The 26,829-nt window shown below is 26.8% G+C and carries 23 protein-coding genes; all 23 read left to right on the top strand.

The window, feature by feature from the left end; genetic code table 11:
* Positions 1–12 precede the first annotated feature (12 nt).
* Entirely contained in the window at positions 13–3,627 is a 3,615-nt protein-coding gene (locus tag AC1XWJ_RS02600) for a UvrD-helicase domain-containing protein (protein WP_483334335.1), read from the top strand.
* Between the two features lie 209 nt (positions 3,628–3,836).
* Complete coding sequence (locus AC1XWJ_RS02595; RefSeq protein ID WP_483334334.1) at positions 3,837–4,694, top strand: substrate-binding domain-containing protein; 858 nt, start codon at positions 3,837–3,839, stop codon at positions 4,692–4,694.
* A 12-nt stretch (positions 4,695–4,706) separates the two neighbouring features.
* Entirely contained in the window at positions 4,707–5,552 is an 846-nt protein-coding gene (pstC, locus tag AC1XWJ_RS02590; protein ID WP_483334333.1) for a phosphate ABC transporter permease subunit PstC, read from the top strand.
* The gene (gene pstA, locus AC1XWJ_RS02585) at positions 5,553–6,389 is read left to right on the top strand and encodes a phosphate ABC transporter permease PstA (protein WP_483334332.1); all 837 of its coding nucleotides are present in this window, start codon (positions 5,553–5,555) and stop codon (positions 6,387–6,389) included.
* Between the two features lie 33 nt (positions 6,390–6,422).
* Positions 6,423–7,172 (top strand): phosphate ABC transporter ATP-binding protein PstB, encoded by a 750-nt coding sequence (gene pstB, locus AC1XWJ_RS02580; RefSeq protein ID WP_483334331.1) that lies wholly within the window; start codon positions 6,423–6,425, stop codon positions 7,170–7,172.
* Between the two features lie 12 nt (positions 7,173–7,184).
* Entirely contained in the window at positions 7,185–7,829 is a 645-nt protein-coding gene (gene phoU / locus AC1XWJ_RS02575) for a phosphate signaling complex protein PhoU (protein WP_483334330.1), read from the top strand.
* Positions 7,830–7,835: 6 nt separating this feature from the next.
* Complete coding sequence (locus AC1XWJ_RS02570; RefSeq protein ID WP_483334329.1) at positions 7,836–8,498, top strand: response regulator; 663 nt, start codon at positions 7,836–7,838, stop codon at positions 8,496–8,498.
* A 4-nt stretch (positions 8,499–8,502) separates the two neighbouring features.
* Entirely contained in the window at positions 8,503–10,119 is a 1,617-nt protein-coding gene (locus tag AC1XWJ_RS02565) for a sensor histidine kinase (protein ID WP_483334328.1), read from the top strand.
* 201 nt (positions 10,120–10,320) lie between these two features.
* Positions 10,321–10,980, top strand: coding sequence for a VTT domain-containing protein (locus tag AC1XWJ_RS02560; protein WP_483334327.1), 660 nt, complete (start codon positions 10,321–10,323; stop codon positions 10,978–10,980).
* Between the two features lie 122 nt (positions 10,981–11,102).
* Positions 11,103–11,414 carry a DUF1904 family protein gene (locus AC1XWJ_RS02555; protein WP_483334326.1) on the top strand — a complete coding sequence of 104 codons (312 nt, stop codon included), beginning with the start codon at positions 11,103–11,105 and terminating at the stop codon, positions 11,412–11,414.
* A 239-nt stretch (positions 11,415–11,653) separates the two neighbouring features.
* A complete protein-coding gene (locus AC1XWJ_RS02550; protein ID WP_483334325.1) occupies positions 11,654–12,997 on the top strand; it encodes an ABC transporter ATP-binding protein in 1,344 nt (447 codons plus the stop codon).
* Positions 12,997–13,821, top strand: coding sequence for an ABC transporter permease (locus AC1XWJ_RS02545; protein WP_483334324.1), 825 nt, complete (start codon positions 12,997–12,999; stop codon positions 13,819–13,821). The genes AC1XWJ_RS02550 and AC1XWJ_RS02545 overlap by 1 nt, the downstream gene beginning before the upstream one ends.
* Before the next feature lie 13 nt (positions 13,822–13,834).
* Entirely contained in the window at positions 13,835–15,028 is a 1,194-nt protein-coding gene (locus AC1XWJ_RS02540; RefSeq protein ID WP_483334323.1) for a helix-turn-helix transcriptional regulator, read from the top strand.
* Between the two features lie 163 nt (positions 15,029–15,191).
* Entirely contained in the window at positions 15,192–17,588 is a 2,397-nt protein-coding gene (locus AC1XWJ_RS02535) for a heavy metal translocating P-type ATPase (RefSeq protein WP_483334322.1), read from the top strand.
* A gap of 8 nt (positions 17,589–17,596) precedes the next feature.
* Positions 17,597–18,028 (top strand): BlaI/MecI/CopY family transcriptional regulator, encoded by a 432-nt coding sequence (locus AC1XWJ_RS02530; RefSeq protein ID WP_483334321.1) that lies wholly within the window; start codon positions 17,597–17,599, stop codon positions 18,026–18,028.
* A 325-nt stretch (positions 18,029–18,353) separates the two neighbouring features.
* Positions 18,354–19,628 carry a histidine--tRNA ligase gene (gene hisS / locus AC1XWJ_RS02525; protein ID WP_483334585.1) on the top strand — a complete coding sequence of 425 codons (1,275 nt, stop codon included), beginning with the start codon at positions 18,354–18,356 and terminating at the stop codon, positions 19,626–19,628.
* 2 nt (positions 19,629–19,630) lie between these two features.
* Entirely contained in the window at positions 19,631–21,403 is a 1,773-nt protein-coding gene (gene aspS / locus AC1XWJ_RS02520; protein WP_483334320.1) for an aspartate--tRNA ligase, read from the top strand.
* 142 nt (positions 21,404–21,545) lie between these two features.
* Entirely contained in the window at positions 21,546–22,094 is a 549-nt protein-coding gene (gene rnmV, locus AC1XWJ_RS02515) for a ribonuclease M5 (protein ID WP_483334319.1), read from the top strand.
* On the top strand, positions 22,094–22,960 hold the full coding sequence (rsmA, locus tag AC1XWJ_RS02510) for a 16S rRNA (adenine(1518)-N(6)/adenine(1519)-N(6))-dimethyltransferase RsmA (RefSeq protein WP_483334318.1): 867 nt from the start codon (positions 22,094–22,096) through the stop codon (positions 22,958–22,960). The genes rnmV and rsmA overlap by 1 nt, the downstream gene beginning before the upstream one ends.
* 196 nt (positions 22,961–23,156) lie before the next feature.
* Complete coding sequence (locus AC1XWJ_RS02505) at positions 23,157–24,125, top strand: ABC transporter permease (protein WP_483334317.1); 969 nt, start codon at positions 23,157–23,159, stop codon at positions 24,123–24,125.
* Positions 24,115–25,077 carry an iron chelate uptake ABC transporter family permease subunit gene (locus AC1XWJ_RS02500; protein WP_483334316.1) on the top strand — a complete coding sequence of 321 codons (963 nt, stop codon included), beginning with the start codon at positions 24,115–24,117 and terminating at the stop codon, positions 25,075–25,077. Before AC1XWJ_RS02505 ends, AC1XWJ_RS02500 begins: the two co-directional genes overlap by 11 nt.
* Positions 25,064–25,822, top strand: a complete 759-nt coding sequence (locus AC1XWJ_RS02495; protein WP_483334315.1) for an iron ABC transporter ATP-binding protein — start codon at positions 25,064–25,066, stop codon at positions 25,820–25,822. The genes AC1XWJ_RS02500 and AC1XWJ_RS02495 overlap by 14 nt, the downstream gene beginning before the upstream one ends.
* 20 nt (positions 25,823–25,842) lie before the next feature.
* Positions 25,843–26,793, top strand: coding sequence for a siderophore ABC transporter substrate-binding protein (locus AC1XWJ_RS02490; RefSeq protein WP_483334314.1), 951 nt, complete (start codon positions 25,843–25,845; stop codon positions 26,791–26,793).
* Positions 26,794–26,829 lie beyond the last annotated feature (36 nt).

Genomic DNA, 26,829 nt, shown 5'->3' with positions numbered 1-26,829 from the left:
GGAGTTTTGTAGATGAGTGTATATTTAGAAAGAATGGATGATTATATATTAACTAAAGAAAAAAGGCCTACACCAAGTCAATGGCAAGCTATATCGTTAAGTGGTTGTGATATTTTGGTTTCGGCTGCTGCTGGAAGTGGAAAAACAGAAGTTTTGTCCGAGCGTATATCACGAAAAATTGCTGTTAATAGATGGGATATAAATAGAGTTTTAGTTTTAACTTTTACTAATGCTGCTGCGGAGAATATGGTTAGTAGAATTGAAAATAAGATAGAAGAAAAACTAACTGTTACCGAAAAAAAGGAAGATATTGAATTTTTAAAGCGTCAAAGATTGCTTATGGGAGAGGCACAAATAAGTACGATTGATAGTTTTTGTGTGTCTGTGTTAAGAAAATTTTACTATTTAGTAGAAGAAAATATAAAAAATAGAGTACATTATTTATCTCCAGATTTTAAAGTTTTGGTAAACAATAGTAACTTGTTAAATAGTTCAATAAATTATGTATTAGAAGATTTTGCCAATCAAAATAGCGAAATGTTTAGTATATTTTTCTATGAACATTTGGATAATTATACAGATGATATACGCGGATTTCTTCGTAATCTTTATAATAAAATGCTTAGTATTGTAAATTATAGAGAATATATAGAAAATGAATTAATCAAAAATATAGAATATTGCTTAGGAAATATTAATTACAAAACTATATATAATCTATTGGAAGATATTGATGTAGACAATATACATAATAAAATTCACAATATAGAAAGTGCTATTAAATTGTATAAACAGGAAGTATCTAAAGTAGGGGATATTTCTAATTTGTTAACTAACCTAAAAGATAATGGTAATATATCAATTTACAATATGAGCTATCTTGAAAATATATTTAATTCATATGATATGACTGAAGAAATTGGTAACAATAAGACAGCAACGATTGAATATTTAAATAATATACTACAAAATATAGCTTCTTATAATAGGGATGATAGCATTTTAATAAATAACGTTTATAATCAAATTGTAAATATAAGAAATATAGTGAAAGCTTTATATAATGCACAAGTATATATACAATGTTTAAGACAACTGCTGCTAAGTATAGATGATGAATTTATTTCTAGAAAGCGAAATAATAATTATTTAGATTTTTCGGATTTGAATCATTTAACTATTAGAGCACTTGAAAAGAAAATTAATGGACAGAAAATAGTTACAGAAGCTGCTTTGTATTATCGAAATTTATTTTTAGAAATTTATGTTGATGAATATCAAGATAATAACGATTTGCAAGAATATATTTTAAATTTAATACGAGGTACTAATAATACTTTCTTTAGAGTTGGAGATGTTAAGCAATCTATATATGGATTTAGAGGATCTAATTCTGAACTTTTTGAGGAAAAGTATCGTGAATATAACAACATATCAGAATATATTGCAGATGATATTTACGATGTTTTTAAAGATTATAAAATTGACTACTCTGGTAATGGAATTTGTATAATTTTAAAAGAGAATTTTAGAAGTGACGAGAATATTTTGACGACTAGTAATTTTGTTTTTAATAGATTGATGTACAAAAATAACGCAGGAATAAGTTATGAGTTAGATAATGTACTATATTATCCTAAAGTAAAGCCTAAAAAAGAATCATTAACACCAACATATTTAATATCATCTAACGAAAAAGGGGTAACCGATGAACAGCTAGCCCATAATATTGCAAAAGAAATTTTATATATTTTAGAAAATAGCAATAATGAGTTATCTTTTAGCGATTTTGCTATATTATTTAGAGAACGATCTGATTTTGTAAGCAAAATAAAAGAAATTGTTGAACAATATGGTATTTCTGTTGATTATAGGGCGGGAGATGCTTTTAAAAATTCTCATAGCTTTAATATTATTTTAAACCTATTAAAGTTTATTGATAATCAAGAAAGAGATATTAGTTTGATAGTTTTGTTACGAAGTGCGATTTTTAATTATTCTAATGATGAACTTCTTGCACTATCTATGAGAAAAGGTAATAGTTTGTTTGATAAGTTGAGTATATCTACAAATAGTAAAGATGCACATACTATTAATTTATTAAAAAAATGGATAAATTATAGTTTGAATAATTCTCCGCTAGATACAGTAAAACAGGTGGCAATGGATACTGATTTTGTTGAATATTTAACTACTTTTGATATAGATGATTTAGAAGTAGAATATTATGAAAATTTACTGACAATTATTTTTGAAGCTAGCCAAAATAATTCAAACCTAAGTTATATTCTAGAATATTTAGAAAGTATTACAGATGGAAGAATAGATATAGAGGGCAAACAATCAGCCAATAGTGTAAAATTTACTACTATACATAAATCAAAAGGATTAGAATATAAATATGTATTTTTAGTAGGTTTAGATAAAAATAAGAACAACAACTTAATTAAATCTCCTATATTCTCTAAAGAATTAGGGATAACAATAAAATCAGAATACGCCAATTTAACTAGATTGTATAATTTGAACTTTAACTTTGTAGAGAAAAAGAATATTGAAGAAGAAATTAGAATTTTATACGTCGCATTTACTAGAGCAGAAAAAGGATTATATTTGGTAGCAAAAAATATAAATTTAGGAAAACAATTTTTTAAAGAGATAAATGATAAAGAACAGATATTAAGGAGAGTACCTGAAATAAAAAAATATGGAGATTTGGTAAAAATAGTTTTAGAATATTATGAAAAAGAAACTTTAGCCAATATTAATAATCCTACTGAACAGGGAGCTATATTTGAATATAAAGAATTGTTAAAAGATTTAGAAGTGGTAGATAGTAATGTCCCAATAGATTATTCTATATTTGAAAGTGTTGATAAAAAAGAACTTTATTTTGATAAAACTATAAAGAAGGTAGAACAAAAAATATATCCGACAAAAACTTCTTACAGTGCGTTGAAAAATTCCGATAAAATAATAAAAAATAATAAAAGTAAAGAATATTTAAAATTAAAAAATTTAGTAAAAAACAATAATGCTATTCTTAGAGGAAATATTGTTCATAAATTGTTTGAAAGATTAGTTTTGGACATAAAATTAGGAATAACGATCGAAAATTTAACAAGTTATTTAGAATCAATGGTTCAAGTAGATAATGTTATTTTTAATGTTAAAGAAAAGAGAATTTTAACGAGAGAAGAATTTGAATTTATTAATAATGATAATGATATGGACTTTATTAATAAATTTGTAGAAAATAAAGATATTATTAATTTTATAAATAACGCTGTTGATATTGAAACTGAAATAACATTTACTACGTATATTTCTAATGATGATATCGAAAGTATAAAAAATAATAAAATTGCTAATTTTGAAATTAATAATGATAAAAGTTCTAATACTATTTTGCAAGGAGTAGTGGATCTCCTAATAAAAGTTGATGAAGATAATTATATAGTATTAGATTATAAAACAGATAATTTAAAATTAGAAAAAGATTTTATAGATAGGCATAAAAATCAATTACTTGTATATTCCAATGCTGTAAAAAATTTTTATGGTAATAATATTAATGTTGATAAATATGTTTATTCGTACGTTTTAGGAAAATTAATCAAAGTATAACATAATATTGTATATGATAAATAATAAAGTTGTAATAATCCCAAAAGATAAAAAAATATCTTTTGGGATTATTTTTATGCAATCTGTAAATAAAGATTTTATTAAAATGAAATTTTACATAAATTTTACATAAACAAAAATTAAACTTTACATATTGTTTTTATAATGTATATAGAACAGGAAAAACTCATAATTAGGAGGCAAAATTTATGAAAAAATTTATTAGATATCTGTCTGTAATTATACTGTCAATATTTATTGTAGGTTGTAGTAGTAATGAATTTATAAAAGATAGTAAAATTACAGTTATTTCTAGAGAAGATGGTTCGGGGACTAAAGATACATTTACTAATTTGATAGGAGTGTATGAAGTTGTAAATTCAAAAAAAATTGAAAATACTACAATAGATTCGGATATTATACAAAGTACAGGTGCAATAATAAGTAGTGTAGAATCAAATAAATATGCTATAGGGTATATATCTTATGGTTCTTTGAAAAATAATGTTAAGGCATTAAGTATTGATGGTATTGAAGTTACTAAGGAAAATATAAAAAATGGCAACTATAAATTATCAAGAACCTTTAACATTGTAATAAATAATGATAACAATAAAGATGAAGTTAAAGATTTTGTTAATTTTATTTTATCAAAACAAGGTCAAGAAATAGTAGAGAAATCCAAGTATATATCAAAAGAAAACTTTGGTGATTTTGTTAGTACATATCCTAGCGGAAAAATAACTATTTCTGGTTCATCATCAGTTTCTCCTGTAATAGAGAAATTAAAAGAAGCATATTCAAAAATAAATGGTAATGTAAGTATAGAATTAAATCAAAGTGATTCTACAAGTGGAATTGAAAATGCTATATCTAATGTTAGTGATATAGGATTAGCTTCACGTTCGCTTAGTGAGAAAGAATTAAAAGAGAATATAACTGTTAGCTCAATAGCAGTTGATGCACTTGTAGTTATTGTAAATAAAGAGAATAGTTTGGGTAATTTATCTAAAGATAAAATTAGAAATATTTATCAAGGAAAAATAACAAATTGGAAAGATGTTTAGAGGAAGCTAATAATGAAACGACAAGAAAAAATATTTAAATCGATTTTCTTAATATCAACTTGTGTATCCATTTTATCGGTTGCGTTAATATTTGTATTTTTATTTAAAAATGGACTTAGTGGCATTTATAGTATAGGTTTTGTAAATTTTATTACAGGAACTACGTGGAAGCCAATACTGAATATATACGGAGTGTTGCCAATGATTATTACAACATTTTATGTGACAATTATTGCTTTAGTATTAGCGACACCAATAGGAGTTTTGAGTGCTATATATTTAGCATATTTTTCAAATAAAAGATATTATGGGTTAATAAAACAGAGTATAAATTTGCTGGCAGCTATTCCGTCAGTAGTATATGGATTTTTTGGAGTTATGATAATAGTTCCGTTCATAAGAAATGTATTTAGAGTTAGTGGTAGTAGTATATTAGCGGCAGGTATTGTCCTAACTATAATGATACTTCCGACTATAATATCTCTAGGTGAAGTAGCGATAAGAGGTGTAGATAATAGTTATTATGAGGCATCATTAGGACTAGGAGCAACAAAAGAAAGATCTGTTTTGGCAGTAGTATTACCAGCAGCTAAATCGGGAGTAATAACTAGTATAATTTTGGCTATGGGAAGAGCAATTGGAGAAACAATGGCAGTAATAATGGTAAGTGGGAACCAAGCAAGAATTCCTACAAGTTTATTAGATGGAGCAAGAACATTAACTAGTAATATCGTATTAGAGATGGGATATGCAACTGGGTTACATAGAGAAGCATTGATATCTACATCGTTAGTTCTTTTAGTAATTACATTTTTTATTAATATAGTATTGAATCACTTTACAAGGAAGGTGAAATAAATGAGATATAGACAACTAGAAGCTAAAGTTTTTAGAATTTTATTAAATATAGCAATAACTATTTGTTTAGTATTCCTTGCAAGTATAGTATGTTATATTGCAATAAAAGGAATTACTTATATAAAATTAGACTTGTTTTCTTTAAAATATACTTCAGAAAATGCCTCAGTAGTACCAGCTATTATAAATACTTTAATAGTAGTATTTTTTACGCTATTAATTTCGACAGTAGTAGGAGTGTGTTCTGCTATTTATCTAAATGAATATGCAGTAAAAGAAAACTTATTTGTAAAGATTATTAGAATAGCTATACAGACCTTACAAAGTACTCCTTCGATAGTATATGGATTATTTGGTACTTTATTATTTGTTAATGTTATATTCAAGGGATATAGTATTATATCGGGAATAATTACTTTATCTATAATGGTGTTACCTCTCATAATAATAAGCACAGAAGAAGCATTAAAAGTAGTGCCTTCTAGTTTAAAGGAAGGAAGTTATGGTCTAGGTGCTGGTAAAATAAGAACTATTTTTAAAATTATTTTGCCATCAGCTTTACCTGGAATATTTTCTGGAATAACTCTTTCAGTAGGAAGGGTTTTTGGAGAAAGTGCCGCTCTTATATATACAGCAGGAACAGTTGCACAAATAGCAACATCGTATGATTCTTCAGGAAGAACTTTAGCTGTTCATATGTTTAATTTATGGAATGAGGGAATGAACACAGAAAAATCATATGCTACGGCACTAGTGTTACTTATTATAGTAATTTTTATAAATTTATTGTCAGTATATATAGATAAAAAATTAACGAAAAGACTTTTAGGTAATTAATAGTAAATATTATAAATAAAATAGGAGAATATTATGAAAAAGAAGATTGAAGCAAAAAATTTAGATTTGTATTATGGAGATTTTCAAGCATTGAAAAATATAAATTTAACTATTGAAGAAAATAAAGTAACTTCATTTATAGGACCAAGTGGGTGTGGAAAGAGTACTTTTTTGAAATCTATAAATAGAATGAATGATTTAATAGATGGTTGCAAAATAACAGGAGAAATAACACTAGATGCAAAAAATATAAAAACATTCGATGTCAATGAATTAAGAAAAAAAATAGGAATGGTATTTCAAAAGCCTAATCCATTTCCAATGAGTATCTATGATAATATTGCATACGGTCCAAGAACGCACGGTATTAAAAGCAAAGCAGAGCTTGATCACATAGTAGAAACATCGTTAAAAGGTGCTGCAATTTGGGAAGAAGTAAAAAATAAATTAAATAAAAGTGCTCTGTCAATGTCTGGAGGTCAGCAACAACGTTTATGTATTGCTAGAGCTTTAGCTGTAAGTCCAGAAGTTTTGTTGATGGATGAGCCTACGAGTGCATTAGATCCTATATCAACTGCTAAAGTAGAAGAGTTGATTTTAAGTTTAAAAGATAAATATACAATAGCCGTAGTTACTCATAATATGCAACAAGCAACGAGAATTTCTGATAATACAGCATTCTTTCTACAAGGTGAAATTATAGAGTTTGGAGTTACTGAAGAGTTGTTTTTAAATCCTAAAAACAAAAAAACAGAAGATTACATAACAGGAAGATTTGGATAAGGAGAATATAATATGAAAAGAACATTTGAAAAAGATTTAAAACAATTAAAAAATAAACTGACTGAGATGATGACATTGTGCCAAGAAGGAGTTAGTTTATCTATAAATGATTTTATAACAGGAACACAGGAACATTTGGACATAATAAAGGATATAGAGTTAAAAATAAATAGGTTGGAACAAGATATAGAATCTGATTGTATTAGATTTTTTATTCAACAAACTCCAGTAGCTAAAGATTTAAGAAATGTATCTTCACTTCTCAAAATGATTACAGATATAGAAAGAATAAGTGATATGGCTTGTGACATAAGTATTATTACTAAAACTACAAATGTAAGATATGCTCCTAATGCGGAAAATTTTATAGAAATGACTAAAAAGGTTTTAGAAATGCTTGATCTTGCAATAAAATCAGTATCAACAAGAGATTTAGAACTAGCTAATGAAGTTATCTCATTAGATAATAGTGTAGATGAATTATATTATATTATAAAAAATGATATAATAAAGAGTATAAAGTTAGCTAACGGAAATGAAAGTGAAGTAATTGATGTTTTGATAGTTGCTAAATATTTAGAAAGAATTGCTGATCACTCTACAAATATAGCAGAGTGGATAATTTATTATCTTATCGGCATTCACAAGGGAGAATAATTTTAAATGATAGTTATTGTTGAAGATGATAATAGTATTCAAGAGTTAATTTCTTATACTTTTACAAATCAAGGGTATCAAGTTAAATCTTTTTATAATGGTGAAAATTTAATAAACTTTTTAAAAGAATATTCTGTAACTATTGTTATATTAGATATAATGCTTCCCGGAAAAAGTGGTATAGAATTGCTTTCTGAGATAAGAAGTGATAGTTTATTAGATGATGTATACATAATAATGTTGACAGCTAAAGGTGATGAATATAGCAAAATATTAGCTTTAGATAATGGTGCAGACGATTATATAACTAAGCCATTTAGTGTATTAGAATTATTATCACGTGTTAAAGCAGCATTTAGAAGAATAAAGAAAAATAGTAAGAGTGATTACTTATACTATAAAGATTTAAAAATTGATACAGTAGGTCACAGTGTATATTTAAACAATAATTTAGTAGAACTAACAGTAAAAGAATATAAATTGTTAGTAATATTAATGGAAAATAGAGGACGAGTTATTTTAAGAGATACTTTGCTAGACAATATTTGGGGTTATAATTTAGAAAGTAGTAGAACTTTAGATGTTCATATAAGTTCTCTTCGTTCTAAATTAAAATCTATATCTGCTGATATAGAGACTGTAAGAGGGCTCGGTTATAGAATAAGGTGAAATTATGATAAAAAAAATAGCTAATTCAATAATAATAGTATCAACAATATCGCTTATATTATCTATGATTTTAATTTTCTTTTACAATTATAAGCAATATATTGATAGTCAGACTAGAGATCAAAAAGGAACAATATTAATTTTAAAAAATAGTTTAGAATACTCAGGGACAAACTTTTTATCTACTTTAGAAAATAATGATTATGAAATAACTTTATTAAACATTAACGGGGAAATTTTATTTGATAATACAAATAAAAAAATGGTGGGTATTGTAGAAAATAAAGAAAATTACAAGATAGGTTATGGTTACAAGTATAAAGATAATAATATCATAGAAACAAAGTTGTATAGTGCAGTAAACGTAGGAGAAAATATACTAAGAATATCTAGTAAACAATATACTCCAATAACTATATTCTATGGTATAAGTCAACCTATTTTAATATTTCTAGTTTTAATATATGTAATATCTGTACTTTTAGCTAAAAAATTATCACAAAATATTGTAGATCCGTTGTATAATATTGATTTAGATAATCCGTTAAAAAATAACGTTTATGATGAAATAAGTCCTTTATTGTTACATTTAGCAAAACAAAAAAAAGAATTAAAGAAAAGTATTCAAAAACTTTATGAAAAAAATGAAGAAATTATCCACATTACCGAAAATATAAAAGAAGCTGTAATAATTTTAGATAAAAATGGTAATGTGGTATCTACTAATCATACAGCTCAAAAAATATTTAATATAAATGTTAATGAATATTATTTGGATAATTTTAAAGACTATAACTATAGAGAAGTAATTAATAAGGCGATAAAAGGGGAAAGTAACAAAGGAAGAATATTTCTAAATGATAATATCTATAGAATAACTGCAAAAGTAAGTTCATTTAAAAATGAAGATTTAGCTATTTTTGTATTTTTAGAAGATATAACGCAAGAGGAGAAAAATTTAAAATTTCGAAAAGAATTTTCTGCAAATGTATCTCACGAGTTAAAAACACCACTTTCATCAATAATGGGAATGAGTGAAGCAATAGAACAAGGATTAGTAAAAGATGAAGACACCAAATTCTTTGCTAGTAAAATAAATAAAGAATCAATGAGGTTATTAAATTTAATTAGTGATATAATAAAGCTATCCAAGATGGACGAAGGTAATTTATATGACAAATTTGAGTTAGTAAATATAAATGATATAATTGTTGATATAATTAATAATCTTGAAAACAAATATACGAAAAAAAATATAAAAATTATTACAGATATTGAACCAGTTCAAATACAAGGTATTAAAAGATTAATATATGATATGATTTATAATATTATTGATAATTCAATAATTTACAACGTAGAATCTGGAACGGTATATATAGAATTGAATGAAAATTATTTATTAGTAAAAGATAGTGGTATAGGTATAAGTGAATCTGATCATCAACGTGTATTTGAAAGATTTTATAGAGTTGATAGATCACATTCTAAACTTACAGGAGGTACAGGATTAGGATTATCAATAGTAAAAAATGTTGCTAATATTCATAAGATGCTCGTGCAACTAAATAGCAAAATTAATAAGGGAACAGTAATAAAATTAATTTTTAATAATAGCTAGAATAAATTGAATAATATAACAAAGTTAGATATTCCTAATTAGAGTTTTCTATTTATGGAATATCTTTCTTATAAATATAACATATTTATACATATTTTAATTAGTAATATTTATATAGACTTATAAAATTGATAATACAACTAATAGACAATGTATATACGTTGTGATATAATTTTTATGATTAATTTTTAGGAGGATATTGTGGATTATATCGTAAATACTATAAAATTTTTAATTGATTTCATTTTACATATTGATGATCATTTAGGAGAGTTGATGAATACATACGGTCCTTGGTGGATGTATGGCATTATATTTTTAATAATATTTATTGAAACAGGTGTGGTATTTATGCCGTTCTTACCAGGAGATTCTTTACTATTTGCTAGTGGAGCTTTGTGGGCAGCTACAGGAAATAATGTGTTTCTGTTACTATTTATATGTATATCAGCAGCGGTAATAGGAGATAATTGTAACTATTTTATAGGACGAAACTTCTCTGAGTACTTAAAGTCGAAATCTTGGTTCAAGAAATTTGTTAGTGATGAAAACTTATCTGATGCAGAAAAATTTATTGAAAAGCATGGAGGAAAATCTATTTTCTTAGCTAGATTTTTCCCAATTATTAGAACAATTGTTCCGTTTTTAGTAGGAGCAGGGAAGATGGATTATCGCAAGTTTAGAGTTATAGACTTCTTTGGTGGTTTGACTTGGTGTACTATATTCGTTACAGTAGGATACTTATTCGGTAATATTCCTTTCGTAAAAGATAATTTCTCTTTAGTAGTTATAGCTATTATTTTAATAAGTTTAATTCCTATATTTATAGGAGCTATAAAAGCAAGAAAATCTGCAAAATAAATTTGTATTAAAAAGATAATAGTAATGTACATCGTTTTATTATTATCTTTTTTATTATTGTGTTGAAAAAGGTTACATAATAATGATATAATGTAAGAAAAGATTATAAAAGGAGAAATATTATGCCAAGAATAGTAGTTCGTGGAATGGAAAAAGAAGATTTAAAAAAAGTAGATGGAAAATTGCTGGATAGCGTAGCAGAAATTATACAAAGACCTAAAGATACTTTTACAATAGATTTGGTTGAGAGTGTAGCAATAGTTGAAGGACAAGAAATTTCACGTGTTTATATTGAAATCTCTTGGAAAAATAGACCTACAGAAGTTTGTGAACAAGTTGCTAAGGCTATAAATACTATTTTAGAAAGTATAGGCTACAAAAAAGTTTATGTTTACTTTAAAGATATAGATTTAGAAAAAGAATTTGTATTTTAAAATTTATTAAATAAAATTATTACTAAACAAAAATATTTTCCAAAATATGTTGTTAATCTTTACAATGTATTTTGGAAATGTTTTTTATTGTTAAGTTTCAATATATTATAAAAATATTTTATTAATATTTACTATATAAAAAATGATAAAGATATCTTTATATATGATTTATATTAGAAAAATCGTGTGTATTATGTTATAATAAAATATAAAAATTTTAAAGAGAGGAGATTGGAAGAATGACAAATAGTTCAAAAGAACAAGAAAAATTAAATGATGATTTAATTGAAGAAAAAGAAATTAATGATGAAAGTATAGTATTATTTAATGGAAAATATAATACTTTGAATGACGAGTTGAACTCAAATCAGGAGGATGTGACAGAACAATCTTCGGAGAGCAACGAAGAGTATTTGGAGTTATTAGAACAAATAAAAAATAAAGTTTCGGAAGAAAGCAAGGATTCAAATGATTTAGAAGATACATTGGTACTAGATAGGGAAGAATTAAATAGAGCGTTAGAAGAAGAAAAAGTAAAGATAAACAAAGAAGAAACATTAATAACGGACATAAAATTAGCAGAAGTAGCAATGGCAGGAGCGTCGTTGTCAGCATTAAGTGAAAGAGAATTTAATTCTGAAAATGAACCAATACAAATTAATGAAAATAGAAAAGCTGTTTTGGAAGTTATAGGATTAAAGAAAAAAATAGGATTAAAAACTATTGTAGAAGATATAACTTTTGATATGCATGAAGGAGAAATAATTGGTTTATTAGGTCCTAATGGTAGTGGTAAGACTACAATTATGCGTATGTTAGTAGGTCTTACTAAAATTACAAAGGGAGATATTTTCTGTTTTGAGAAATCACTTGGCCTTGGTGATACTGCTATGCTTTCTGAGATAGGTTCTATGATAGAATCTCCAGAATTTTATAATTATATGACAGGATATGCAAATTTAAAACAATTAGCACGTCTTTCTACAAAGAAAATAACTAAGCAAAAAATAAAAGAAGTTTTAGAATTTGTAGGATTAGAAAAAGTTGCTAGGAAAAAAGTTAAGACATATTCTCTAGGAATGCGTCAAAGATTGGGATTAGCACAAGCGTTGTTAATTGATCCAAAAATATTGATTTTGGATGAACCTGTTAATGGATTAGATCCACAAGGTGTTCAAGATTTTCGTAATAAATTAAAAGAAATTGCTGCAACAGGTGTTTCTATATTAATTTCTTCTCATTTGCTTGATGAAATAGAAAAAGTATCGGATAGAATTATCGTACTGGAGCAAGGACACATTATCGCAGATGATACAATAAATAACTTGATTTCAGAAGATGTAGAAAAAACATTAATTTCTACTTATGATGATAAATTAGCAGAATCATTAATCAAAGATTTAGATATTGACTATACATACACTAAAGAAGGATTTGTATTTGAAAATCTTCAAAAAGAAGATAAAGCTAGAGTAATTTCTTATTTAGTAAATAGTTATGTGGAAATTGATACAGTGAAAATAGTTAAAAAATCTCTTGAGGAAAGATTCTTAGAAATAACTGGTAAAGGAGGAGAGAAATAATGAAATTATTAATTAATGAATTTATAAAAGATTATAAAAAGAAGACTACTTGGTTATATTTTATACTTATGTTCGGATTAGTTGTAATAATTGAGTACATAAGTAAGTTTAACTATGGCGAAGAACTTCCTAGTCATACGGTTATAATAAGTAATTCGTTTATGTCTATCATTGATATAGCGATTGTTTTTTCTATGATAATTTTTGCTAATAACCTTTCACAAGAGTATTCTAAAGGAACTATTAAATTTTTATATTCGAAACCTAAGTCTAGAACAGCTATTTTAACAGCGAAGGTATTTGAAGCTATTTTCAACGTTATTTTTATGTCTTGTGTAGGATTTGTATTTTCTTTGTTTGTACAAAAGTATGTTGTTTACAAAAAAGATTTTAATTTCTTTAGTTTGCTAAAAGAAAAAATGTCAGACGAATATTTCGGAAGAGTTCTTTGGGAACAACTAGGAGTCAGTTTGTTAACTATGTTGTTATATAGTATATTCTTTATTTCGTTGGTATTACTAATCTGTACTTGGCTAAAAACTCAAATATTATCTCTTATAGTAGTTATGCTTATGATTGTTGGTAAAAGTATAATTTCTGGATTGTCAATATGGGTAGCTACTAAATTTACAGCAGCCAAATATATATTTACTAATATATCATTATTGCCTAGCTATTACTATTCAGAAACAACTAGAGAATATGTTAAAGATCTATATAAATTAAATGTTACAGAGTTGTTCTTAATGACTTTATGTTACACGGTTTTATTTATAGTTGTTTCATATATAATTAATGCAAGAAGAGATGTAACTTTAGATTAGTTGGAGGGTGTAGATGAAAAGTAATTTAGAAAAATTAAATAGGATACTAGATATACTAGATATAGATAATCAAATTGTATGCGGTAATTTTGACAACTATGAAGAAAGTTTAGAGCAAATAAAATTTTCTAACGATGGCGTAAAAAAAGTTGTATTAAGATACTTACAAAGAATGAAGAAATCTATTGAATATAATTTGAAAAAAGAAAAATTAGTAAAAGTTTATAGCTCAGTAGCAGTGTATACGTTGTTCGTACCTAGTGAAGAAAATGAAAGTGAATTTTATATTCTATCTCCTTACTTAGAGAACTATATATCTGTTAACGACTACAAAGAAATGTTGATTAAACAAAGTTTAGATATTGAAGATAATGTTAAAAACTTAGTTGTATCATTCCCAGTTACTAATAAAAAGAAATTTAATTATTTGTTAGAATTAATTGCAGAACGAGAAGACATCAATTATTTAGAAGAAATAGAAATATTCCAAGATACTAGTGTCAAAACAACTAAAAAAATCACATATGATACTCAATATGGAGTAAATGAAGTTTTGGAAAATCAAGCAAAACTTCATAGAGAGTTAAGAGAAGCTTTACTTCTAGGGGATATAACTAAAGTGGAAATGATGTTTGATTTGCGTGGCTATTCACTTACTTGCGTAGATTATCCTACTGAAGACAACGCACATAGAAGAAAGTTAAATTACGTTAATGATGTTTTACATGCAGTACTATTAAATAGTGAAGCTAGTTTAGTAGATGTTGATAGTTTATGGATAAATATAAAAAATAAACTGGATAACTATGATTTTTCTGAAGATATAATTAGAAAATATTGTTTATTAATAGATAAAGAACGTTATAAAAATAAACAACAAGTAGTAAGAAATTGCATTTTATATATTAATGACCATATACGAGAAAAAATTAGCTTAAATGATGTCAGTGATTATTTAGGAGTAAACAAAAGTTATTTGTCTTCTATATTTAATAGAGAAATGGGCTTTAGTATAGTTGATTATATTCACGACAAGAGAATATCTAACTCTAAGTACTTACTAAGCAATACAGACTTCTCTATTTCTGAAATATCTGATTATGTAGGTTACTATGATACAAGTTATTTTATAAGAATTTTTAAATCTTTAGAAAAAATAACTCCATTGAAATATCGCGAATTATCAGCAAAAGAAAATAATATTTAATTAGAGGATACTAGAACTATGATTCTAGTATCTTTTTTTGTCTAATATTGTGTTAAAGTATCATTCTTATAAAATTATAATATATAGATATTAATATGTTGACAAAAATTTCAAAAAGTTGTAAACTACAGTCTACAAGTGTAGATTATAAATTTAGTATGGAGTGATAAAATTGCGAAAAACATTATTAATTAAAGGCATGAGTTGTGTAAACTGTGCCAGCAAAATAGAAAAAAATTTACAAAGTATTAAAAATATAAATGATGCTAAAGTTAATTTTGCTAGTGAAAAGTTAATAGTTGATTATAATAACGAAGAAACTTTGGATGAAATTTATAGAACTGTAGAACAATTAGGATATAAGATTTCATCACAAAAAAGTTATAAGGAAGTATTTATTATTAATGGTATGGGATGTGTTAGTTGTGCCAGCAAAATTGAACGTGTTGTTAGAGAACTTGATGGTATAGAATCGGCACAAGTTAATTTTGCAACAGAAAAATTATATGTAACTTCTAGTAGTAATGTTAGAGAACAAGTAATATTCGTTGTTGAGAAATTAGGTTATAATATAAATATTGTAAATAGTGAAACTACCGATTTAAAAAATAGTGATGATAACAAATTAAAGTCCCAACTACAATTATCAATATTGTTGATAATACCGCTACTATATTTATCTATGGGACATATGGTAGGATTGCCTATTCCTACAATTTTGCACAATAATTTTTATATGGCTTTAGCACAGTTAATATTATCGGTGCCTATAATTATTGTTAATTTTGGTTATTATACTAAAGGAATAAAAAATTTAATACAAAAGCAACCTAATATGGATTCCTTAGTTGCTGTTGGAACATCTGCGGCTTTTGTACAAGGTATAGTAGCTATATTCTTTATATATAAAGGAGAACAAGTAGATATTTATTTTGAATCAGGAGCAGTTATCTTAACATTAATTACATTGGGTAAATATTTTGAACAAAAAGCTAAAAATAAGACTACAAAGTCAATACAATCTTTACTAGATTTAGCTCCAAAATATGCAACAAAAATAGTTGACGGCAAAGAGCAAAATATTCCTGTAGAATTGGTAAAAGTAGGAGATTTACTAATTTCTAAAGCTGGCGAACAAATAGCTGTTGATGGTGTTGTAGAAAAAGGTAATGCACAAATAGATGAATCTATGCTAACTGGAGAGAGTATGCCAGTTACTAAAAGTATAGGAAATACTATTATAGGAGCTACTCTAAATAAAAATGGACTTGTTTACTACCGTGTAACACGTGTAGGAGAAGATACTACGTTAGCACAAATTAAAAATTTTATTGAAGAGGCACAAGGATCAAAAGCACCTATTGCAAAATTAGCAGATAAGATTGCCGGTTATTTTGTTCCTATAGTTATAGTAATAGCACTAATTACATTACTTTATTGGATATTTGTAGGTCAGGATTTACAATTAGCTTGGGAAACATTTATTGCAGTTTTAGTTATTGCTTGTCCTTGTGCGTTAGGATTAGCTACTCCCACAGCTATTATGGTAGCTACAGGAAAAGGAGCTCAATATGGAATTCTTGTAAAAAATGCGGAAGCATTTGAACGAGTTAGTACAGTAGATACTGTAGTTTTGGACAAGACAGGTACGATAACTAGAGGAGAGCCAATAGTAACTAATATATTGTCTAACATTGATGAAGAACTATTGTTAACTTACACAAGTAGTGTAGAGATGTTCTCAACACACCCGATAGCAAAAGCTATTGTCAATAAATCTAAAGAGAATAACATTTCTATACTTCCGACAGAAGATTACAAAATTTTGGAGGGATTAGGAGTTTATGCAAAAGTTTTAGAAAAAGATGTATACATAGGTAATATTATCCTTGCTGAGAAATATGCTAAACAAATAATATTCAAAAAAGAAGCAGATCAATTATCAAATGAGCAAAAGACTGTATTGTTTGTAATTGTAGATGGAGAAATTGTCGGGATAATTGCTATCGCTGATGAAATCAGGGCTAGCAGTATTAAAGCTATTTCTTCTATAAAAAATTTAGGCATTGATGTTATTATGTTAACAGGAGATAACAGTTTAACAGCACAAACTATTGCTAAAAAGGTAAATATAGAACGAGTATACTCAGAAGTATTCCCTAATGACAAAGCAAATATTGTTAAGTCATTACAAAATGAAGGGAGAGTAGTTGCTATGGTAGGGGATGGTATTAATGACGCTCCGTCATTAGTTCAGGCACAAGTCGGTATGGCAATAGGTGCAGGTAGTGATGTTGCAATAGAGTCAGCTGATATTGTATTAATGAATAGTGATTTAAAGGACGTGTATACTGCGATTAAATTGAGTAATAAAACATTAAAAACTATTAAACAAAATTTATTTTTTGCATTTCTTTATAATGTTTTAGGAATACCAATAGCTGCGGGTATATTGTATCCAATATTATTAAATCCTATGTTAGCGGGACTTACTATGAGCTTTAGTTCTATTTCGGTAGTTCTAAATGCTCTTAGATTGAATTATTGGACAGGTAAATAGGAGGCTATATGATAACACAAGCTGAATGGAATGTTATGGATATAGTTTGGGCTAACCCCAAAATTGATGCCATTACTATCCATAAAAATTTGGAACCAAAATTAAAGTGGAGTATATCTACTGTAAAGACATTAATTTCACGTTTAGTTAAGAAAAATTACTTAAATGCAGAAAAAATTGGAAAAACATATTTTTACTCTGCTACTAAAAATAAACAAGAACTAATTTATCAAAAAATAGATAACACATTTGATTTAATATGTGATACTAATCAAGGAGAGGTAATGTTGCATATTTTGGATATTGTTAAGTTAAGTGATGGTGATATACAAAATATAATATCAAAATTGGAAATTATGAAATTGAAGGCTCCTAAAAAAATAAAATGTAATTGTTCTAAAGGACGTTGTCAATGCAAGCCTTTGAATAAAAATTTATAATATAATATTTTTAGAAAATAAATTATCTTCCTCTTGACATTTTTTAAGTTTTATTATAGTATTAGTAAATAATTATCGTGACAAAGTGAAATACAAAGTAGATTTTATTTTACTAATATTAATAAAGAGAGTTGAGTTCGTGGCTGAAAAACTTGACATTAATTTTTAAAATAAGGAACACTACTTTGAACAAATTAATATTTTTATTTGATTAGAGGTACTTTTTAAGTATAAATTAGGGTGGCACCACGAGATTGAATCGTCCCATATAAGCATTAGCTTGTATGGGATTTTTATTATTGAGAGGAGGAGAATATTAATGGCAATAATTAATATACCTAGAGGAACGCAAGATATATTACCAGAAGAATCTAAAAAATGGCAATATATAGAAAACAAATTAAGAAAAATAAGTAATAATTTTTGTTATGATGAGATAAGAACTCCTATGTTTGAATCTACGGATTTATTTGCGAGAGGTGTAGGGGATACAACCGATATAGTTCAAAAAGAGATGTATACTTTTTTTGATAAGGGTAACCGTTCTTTAACTCTTAGACCTGAAGGAACTGCAGGAACTGTACGTTCGTATATAGAAAATAAACTTTTTGCAAATAGTATAAAACCTCAAAAATTATTTTATATAGGACCTATGTTTAGGTATGAAAGAAAACAAAAAGGAAGATATCGTCAATTTGTACAGTATGGCGTAGAAGTTATTGGAGATGAAAGTCCTAGAATTGACGCGGAAGTAGTTAGTTTAGCTTATAATATTTATAAAAGTTTTGGGATAAATAATATTAAAGTAAGTATTAATTCGTTAGGAAATACTAGTGAAAGAAGAGAATACAATGAAGCATTAGTTAAGCATTTTGAACCTAGAATAGATGAATTTTGTGATGATTGTAAGAATAGATTACACAAAAATCCTATGAGAATATTAGATTGTAAAATTAATGCAAATCACGAGCTTATGTCAACAGTTCCAAAATTGTTGGATTTTTTGGGAGAAGAATCAAAAAATTATTTTAATGAAGTTTTAAGACATTTAGATAATTTAGGAGTTAAGTATGAAGTAGATAACAATTTAGTTAGAGGATTAGATTATTACACTCATACAGCATTTGAAATTATGATAGACAATCCAGATGTGGAACTAAAAACTCTTTGTGGTGGAGGACGCTACAATGGGCTAGTAGAACTATTAGGTGGACCTAATGGTGAAAAAGGAATAGGGTTTGCATTAAGTATAGAAAGACTGCTACTTGCATTAGAGAGTGAGGATATTACTTTGCCTATAGATGATACTATTGATATATTTGTGGTTTCTATGGGAGATAAAGCAGGAGAATTTGCAATAAAATTAACCAATGATTTGCGACTTAATAATTTAAAAGTTCAAAACGATTATTTTGATAAAAAAATGAAAGCTCAATTAAAATTAGCTGATAGATACAAAGCTAAATACACCGTCATAATAGGAGATAATGAATTATTAGATAACAATGTAATTATTAAAGATATGACAAAATTTACGCAAGAAACAGTAAATGTAAATAACATACTAGAATATTTTGAAGAGAGAATTGGAGGAAGATAATAATGAGTGCATACGGAAGAACGGATTATGCAGGTTTAATAGATGAAAAATATGTTGGTCAAAAAGTTACTATAAAAGGATGGGTAAGCAAGCGCCGAGATCTTGGGAATTTAATATTTATTGATGTAAGAGATAGAATGGGTGTTGTTCAATGTATTTTTTCTGGAGAAAAAAATGAGCAAGCTCATAAAGTAGCTGATACATTGAGAAATGAATACGTAGTATCTATAGAAGGTGAAGTAGTTTTACGAAGTGAAGGAACTGTAAATGACAAAATACGTTCTGGTAAAGTAGAAATTATAGTTGATAATGTAGAAATCTTGTCAAGTTCAAAAACATTACCGTTTGTTCTTGATGACGCAAGTTTGTCAAGTGAAGAGTTACGAATGAAATATCGTTACTTAGATTTACGTCGTACAGAATTAGCAGATGTAATACATCTAAGATCTAAGATAACTAAAGCTACTAGGGATTATTTAGATAATCAAAATTTTGTAGATGTAGAAACGCCAATCTTGACAAAATCTACGCCAGAAGGAGCAAGAGATTATTTAGTTCCTAGCCGTGTTCATCCCGGGGAATTTTATGCTTTACCACAATCACCACAACTATTTAAACAATTATTGATGGTGGCAGGTTTTGATAGATATTACCAAATAGCTAGATGTTTCCGTGATGAAGATTTAAGAGCTGATCGTCAACCAGATTTTACACAAATTGATATGGAAATGAGTTTTATGTCACAAGATGAAATTATAACCATGATTGAAGGTTTAATAGCTCACGTTATGAAAGAAGTTAAAGGTATTGATGTTAAGTTACCTTTTGAAAGAATGGACTATAACGAAGCTATGGAAAGATTTGGTAGTGATAAACCAGATACTAGATTTGGTATGGAGCTAAAAGATGTTAGCGACATAGTAGAAAATAGTGATTTCAAAGTATTTTCTAATGCAGTAGAACAAGGTGGAGCAGTCAAATGTATCGTAGCTAAAGGAGTAGCTGAACAATATTCAAGAAAAGATATTGATGCCTTAGGGAACTATGTAGCTAATTATGGTGCAAAAGGTCTTGCTTGGGTAAAAGTTACAGAAGAAGGATTTACAGGAGCAATTGCAAAATTCTTTAATGAAGAACTAGTTGCTAAAATTAAAGAACGTGTTGATGCAGAAGTAGGAGATATAATTTTATTTGCAGCAGATAGTAAAAAAGTATGCTATGCCTCTTTAGGAGCATTGCGTCAAAAATTGGCACGAGATTTAGACTTAATTGATCCTAATAAATTTAATTACTTATGGGTAGTAAATTGGCCATTATTAGAATTTGATGAAGAAAGTGGTAAGTATAGTGCAGCTCACCATCCATTCACTATGCCAAAAGTTGAAGATGTACATTTATTAGAAACAGAACCAGAAAAAGCTTATGCGCAAGCTTATGATATAGTTCTTAATGGATATGAGCTAGGTGGAGGAAGTATGAGAATATATGATAAAGATATTCAAACTTCCATGTTAAAAGCGTTAGGATTTAGTGAAGAAAGTGCAAGAAGTCAATTTGGTTTCTTGTTAGATGCTTTTGAGTACGGAGTGCCACCACACGGAGGATGTGCTATAGGATTAGATAGATTTGTTATGTTACTTGCAGGTCGTGACAATTTAAGAGATACGATAGCATTCCCTAAAACAGCAAATGCATCTTGTTTGATGACAGACGCACCATCTAAAGTAGATTTAGAACAATTATTAGAGTTAAATATTTCAGTTATAAGAAAATAAACTTAAAAATGTAGCTTATAAAATAAATAAGCTACATTTTTTATAGTAATTAGCTTTATAAATTTAATTAGAATACTACAATATAATTAACAAATATGATATTATAATAGTTAATACTCTAATATTAAGGATATATTATGCTATGAAAATAAAAGAAATAATAGTAGTTGAAGGTCGTGATGATACTAACAGAGTAAAAGAAGCTGTAGATTGTGATACATTTGAAACTAACGGATCGGCAATTACGAAAAGAAAAATAGAAAGATTGAAAATATTGTCGCAAAATAGAGGAATAATAATATTAACTGATCCTGATTATGCAGGCAAACGCATTAGAAATATAATAACTCAAAATATTCCTACAGCCAAACAAGCATACATATCTAATAAAAAAGCTGTTGATAAAAAAGGTAAGATAGGTATAGAAGCGGCAAGTAAAGAAGATATTATTTTTGCATTAGAAAAATGTTATACACCTTTGGAAACAATCAAAAATGATATAACTAATGAGCTATTAATAAAATTAGGTCTAGTTGCTGATAAATCCTCAAAAATTTTAAGAGAGAAACTTTGTGAAAAGTTAAATATTGAATATACTAATGCTAAGCAATTGCTAAATAAATTAAATATGTATAATATTTCAAAAGAGCAACTAGTAGCTAAAATTAACGAAATAGAAGGAAAACATTAATGATAGGTACACCTAAAAAAACATTTCAAATATTAAAAAAATATGATTTTAAATTCAAGAAAAGTTTTGGGCAAAATTTTTTAATAGATAACAATATTTTAAACAGAATTGTAGATGGTGCTAGAATAGACGAAGAAACAGCTGTAATAGAGATAGGTTCAGGAATAGGATCATTGACTGAAGCTTTAGCCAAAAAAGCTAAAAAAGTTATTTCTCTTGAAATTGATAAAAGATTATTACCGATTTTAGAAGAAACATTATTTGACTACGATAATGTCCAAATTATTAATGAGGATATTTTAAAGGTTGATGTTGATAAAGTTATAAAAGAGCAATTAGTCGACTGTAATAAAATTATGGTGGTAGCTAATTTACCATATTATATTACCACGCCCATACTTACTCATTTATTAGAAAATACTACATTAATTGATGGTTATGTAGTAATGATGCAAAAAGAAGTTGCAAATAGATTAAATGCTAAAGTAGGCACAAAGGATTATAATTCGTTAACTGTGCTGTTAAATTATTATACAAATGTAGAATATTTATTTACTGTGCCTAAAAAAGTTTTTGTGCCAGCACCTAATGTTGAGAGTGCGGTAGTTAGAATTATGACTAAAGATAACAAAGAAATTGATATTGATGAAGACAAATTTTTTAAATTTGTTAGAAAGTGCTTTGCGCAACGTAGAAAAACATTAATGAATAATCTTATTGCTTTTGTAGGAAAAGATAAAAAAGAGATTTTAACAACAACTTGCTTAGAAGTAGGAATTGATCCTGCTAGAAGAAGTGAAACATTGTCAATAATTGAATTTAACAATTTACATAAGAAATTATTAGAAATGAATGTAATTAACTAATAAAATAATATTTAAATAAGAAAAGAAGAATATTTAGTATTTTACGATAGTAAACTATTAAATATTCTTTTATAATTTGATTAATTTTTTAATATTATAAAATATATAAAACTAAAACTTAATAATAAATATTGTGTATAGGAATACAATATGATATAATAACAACTGATAATGGTTATCAATTCATTTAAAGGAGATGATATTTATATATAGAAAGAGAGCTTTTTGGATAGTATTGTTCGTCTTATTATCTATCTTTTCATTAACTATTGGCGTTGAAGATTTTAGTATTGCACAAGTTATTAAAGGTGACGAAGAACATACCAAGCTTCTTTTATTGAGTAGACTACCTAGATTATTGAGTATTATAGTTACTGCAAGTATCTTAAGTATAAATGGTTTAGTTATGCAAACTATGGCGAACAACAAATTTGTATCTCCATCAACAACGGGAATAATGGATTGGTGCAAGTTAGGTGTATTATTTACATTATTTTATTATCAAGATGCCAGTATTTTGATGAAAATATTGGTGGCTTTAATATTTGGTTTATTTGGTAGTTTTTTCTTTATGAAGTTGATAAGAGTTATAGGTACTAAAGATAATTTAATGTTGCCACTAATAGGTATAATGCTTGGAGGAGTTGTAGGAAGTGTCTCGACATTCTTTGCTTATAAGTACGATATTTTGCAAAATATTTCTTCGTGGCTACAAGGTAATTTTGCTTTAATATCTAAAGGTAATTATGAAATACTTTATTTTGGGGTACCATTGCTATTTGTTGTCTATTCTTATGCTAATTTATTTACTATTTCTGGATTAGGAGAGAAGATAGCAACAAATTTAGGACTTAATCATAATAGAATACTTAGTATAGGGATGATGATAATTTCTACGACTACAGCAATAGTGGTTGTTACTATAGGGAGTATCCCATTTGTAGGGTTAATAATTCCAAATATTATTAGTATGATAAAAGGAGATAATCTAAAATCTACTATTTTTGATACAGCACTTTTAGGCTCTTACTTTTTATTAATAGCAGATATTATTGGTAGATCTTTATATATGCCATATGAAATACCTATAAGCGTTGTAGTTGGAGTAGCAGGTAGTATAATATTTTTATTTATTTTATTAAAAGGAAAAAAATATGCAAGATAGTGTAGTAAGAAAAAAGTTAATAATACTTTCTTTAGTTTCTTTGTTTATAGTTTTAACATATATATTTATTGGAGCAAACTCAGATTATATATTAAATTTACGTATAAAAAAAATAGCAACTATAATTTTAGTTTGTTATGCTACCGGATACTCATCTGTTGCATTTCAAAGTATAACTAACAATAATATTTTAACTCCTAGTATTATGGGGTTAGAAAGTTTATATATATTTTTACAAACATTAGTAGTTTATATTTTTGGATCTAGTAAGCTTAGTAAGATGACAGGTTTTACTGAATTTTTTGTATCATTATTTCTAATGATTATATTTTCACTAATAATTTATGTATTTCTATTTGAGAAATTGTCAGCTAGTGTAAATATGGTAGTTCTTTGTGGTATAGTATTAGGTGGTCTGTTTGGATCGCTATCTAATTTTATGCAAGTATTGTTAGATCCGAATGAATTTTTAGTATTACAAGGGAAAATTTTTGCTAGTTTTAATACTATTAGTTATGGATATTTACAGATATCGGCCATATTATTAATTATAGTGTTAATAGTATCATTATATTTTATGGCTAAATTAGATGTTCTATCACTAGGGAAAAAAACCTCAATATCTTTGGGGGTTAATTATAGTAGATTAGTTAAAATTATTTTTATTTTAATTTCTATTTTGGTTAGTGTATCTACTGTTTTAGTCGGTCCTATGACTTTTTTAGGAATAATTGTAGTTAGTATAACTAGACAATATATTTCTAGCTATAAGCACATTTATAAAACTGCTTTTTCTACAATAATAGGAATTATATTAGTTGTAGGCTCTATGTTAATTATGGAAAGAGTATTTTCTTACGATACAGCAGTATCAATAATTATAAACTTTATTGGGGGAATTTACTTTATTTATTTAATAATTAAGGAGAATAAGCGAAATGTTAGAAGTTAAAAATATAACTAAAGTTTACGGAAAATCTAAAGTTTTGGACAATGTAAGTTGTAAAGTTGAAAAAAATAAATTCACAGCATTTATAGGGAGTAATGGAGCAGGTAAAAGTACATTAATTAATATAATGGCTAGAACTCTAAAAGCTGATAGTGGAGATGTTATTATTGATAATAAATCTTTAACTAATTGGCAAACGGAAGAGTTAGCCCAAAAAATTTCTATATTAAGTCAATTTAATAATATTAATATTAGAATAACAGTACGAGATTTAGTTTCTTTCGGTAGATATCCATATTGTAAAGGAAATTTAAAATTAGAAGATAAAGAAAAGGTTGATGAAGCACTCAATTATATTGGAATAGAACATTTACAAAATAAATTTTTAGATGAGCTTAGTGGTGGGCAAATTCAGATGGCTTATATAGCTATGGTAATAGCTCAAGATACTGATTATATCTTGCTTGATGAACCACTTAATAATTTAGATATGAATCATTCTGTAAAAATAATGAAAGTTTTACGCAAATTGGTAAGAGAAAAAAATAAAACTGTTATAGTTGTAATTCATGATATAAATTTTGTATCTGTTTATGCAGATAATGTAGTGGCACTAAAACAAGGTATAATAGTAGCAGAAGGATCTAATGAAGATGTAATAACTAAAGAAGTTTTGCAAGATATTTATTCTTTAGATATGGATATATATTCAGTAAATAATTGTAGAATATGTATGTATTATAATTAAAATAATTTGGAGGTTAAAAAATGAAAAAATTTAAAAAAATATTAATGCCATTTGCAGCAGTAGCTATGGCAACAACGTTGGTGGCGTGTTCAAGTAGTAGTGATTCTACAACACAAAATAGCAGTATGACTAAGGTGAATATTGAGACTAGCAAAGGAAATGTGGAAGTGGTAAAAAATCCTAAAAATGTTGCAGTCTTTGATATAGCTGTTCTTGATTTAATGCAACGTTATGATGTGAAAGTAGAAAATTTAATTACACCTAAAATATCAGCTAATTATGTTTCAGATATGATAAAAGATACTCAAAAGGGTGGTAGTTTGAAAGAACCAGATTATGAATCCATTAGTACATTTAAGCCTGATGTAATATTTACAGCCGGTAGACAAGAAAGTGTTCTTGATGAATTAAAAAAACTTGGAACAGTAGCATACTTTACTACAGATAATAATAATTTCTTTGATAGTATGATAAAGACTAATATGGAAGTGGCCAAAGTATTTGGTGTTGAAGATAAAGTGAATAAAGATAAAGCTAACTTTGAAGCAAAAATAAAAGAAATATCAGAAAAAGCAAAATCTTCTGGTAAAAAAGTTTTAATAGTAATGACTAATGAAGGAAAAATAACAGCATTTGGACCTAATAGTCGCTTTGGATATATTCACAGTTTATTTGGATTTGAGGCTGCAGATCCTAATATCCAAGAAAGTTCTCACGGAAATGAAATAAATTATGAATATATTTCAAAATTAAATCCTGATATTATATTCTATGTTGATCGTAATAAAGTTGTTCAAAGTAAAACTAACGCTAATGCACAATCTACATTAGATAATGAGCTTGTTAAAACTACAAATGCGAGCAAAAATGGACAAATTTATGAATTAGATGCTGAATATGTTTATTTAGCACCTAATGGTTTAACTTCTTTTGAAAGAACTATTGATCAAATAGCAAAAGCAGTAAATTAAAAAATAAGCTATATATTAACTAAAATATGCTTAGGT

This window comes from Gemelliphila sp. 1F1, assembly GCF_056897515.1.
Note: the sequence above shows the minus strand (reverse complement) of the source record. Positions and strands in the feature narration are given on the sequence as shown.